Origin of the sequence: Frankia sp. AgKG'84/4 (assembly GCF_023242965.2) — a bacterium.
Classification (GTDB): Bacteria; Actinomycetota; Actinomycetes; order Frankiales; family Frankiaceae; genus Frankia.
Genome location: NZ_JALKFU020001093.1, coordinates 1 through 1,396, shown reverse-complemented (window position 1 = coordinate 1,396; position 1,396 = coordinate 1). Strand labels below are relative to the sequence as shown.

Genomic DNA, 1,396 nt, shown 5'->3' with positions numbered 1-1,396 from the left:
CCGTCGGCGTCCTGCGCCGAGCCCGGCGCCGAACCGGGCGGGCCGGATCCGCCCCCCGTCCAGCCGCCCGCATCGGCGGCGCCGGCCTTGCGCAACGCGAGGCGGACCCGCCCGGCGAGCTCCGCCGCCGCCTTGGTCGTGAAGGTCAGCCCGAGCACCTCCTCGGCGCGCACCTGGCCGGTGGACACCAGCCACACCACCCGGGCCGCCATCACCGACGTCTTCCCGGAGCCCGCGCCCGCGACGATCACCCCGGGTGCCAGCGGGGCGGTGGCCGCGGCGATCTGCTCGTCGGTGTACGGGACCTCCAGCAGATCCCGCAGGTCATCGGGGTCGAGCTGGCGACCGGCCGGGCCGCCGTCGCCGTCGCCGCCCGGGTCCGCGCCGAACCCGGGCAGCAGCGGCTGGCGCGGGATCGTCCCGCCCGTGCCGAGCGTGCTCATTCGATCACCTGCCGACCTTCGGGACGCGCCGGGCAGCTCGCCTGGAAGGTGCACATCGTGCAGTGGTCGCCGGGCGCCGGGCGGAACGCCTCCACGTCGATCGTCCGCACGGCGTCCGCGAGGATCTCGTCCATCCAGGTCGGCCCGTCGGCCGGCAGCGGCGGCTGGGCCTGCACCTTCGGCGGCCCGGTGACATCCTCGGGCAACCGCGGGGCCGAGTTCTCCCGGTTCCCGTCCAGGCGCAGGTGGACCAGCTCCGCCCCGCCCGGCACCGTCGACGCCCGGGAGCCGCCCACACCGCCGTCCCCGGCGGCGGCCAGGGCCTCGTCGAGGGCGCCGGATCGGACAGCGAGCTGGTAGCTGCCCAGCTGCGGATGTTCGGCGAGCTGCGCGGTGGTCACCGCCGTGCGGCCGGTCTTGAAGTCGATGACGTGCACCCGGCCGGTGTCGTCGAGTTCGAGGCGGTCGATGAAGCCGCGCAGCAGCACCTCCCGGCCGGCGACCGCGAGCTGGCAGGTGAAACGGACCTCGGCGTCGACGACGCGCCGGCCCCGTTCGGTGGCGTGCCAGTCCAGGAACCGGGCGAGTGCCTCGCGGGCGGCGTCGCGTTCCTGGTCGCTGCGCCAGCGGGCCTCGTAGTCCAGATGCCGCCACACCGTGTCCAGCCGGGCGTCGAGGGCTGCCAGGTCCGCCGGGGTGCGGCCGGTGGTGACCTCGTCGGCGAGGGCGTGCACGACCCGGCCGAAGCCCTGCGCGGTGGTCGCGACGGTGACCGCGTGCGCCTCGTGCTCCAGGAACCAGCGCAGCGAGCAGGTACCGATGCTGGCCAGCGACGACCCGGACAGCCGCAGCGGCGCGCCGGGGGCGACGACCGGGACGTCGGACTCGGTCACGTCCAGCAGCCCCCACCAGGTCCGCGGATGCGCGGCGGGGACCAGCGGGCGGTGCTGGTC

General features: G+C 76.2%; 2 protein-coding genes. Both read right to left on the bottom strand.

Features of this window, described 5'->3' with window-relative positions:
- The coding region (locus tag MXD58_RS27570; protein WP_250611011.1) for a UvrD-helicase domain-containing protein at positions 1–443 on the bottom strand (443 nt) is incomplete at its 3' end.
- Positions 440–1,396 (bottom strand): RecB family exonuclease (locus MXD58_RS27565; RefSeq protein WP_250611009.1); only part of this gene is annotated, 957 nt, incomplete at its 5' end. The genes MXD58_RS27565 and MXD58_RS27570, both read right to left, overlap by 4 nt.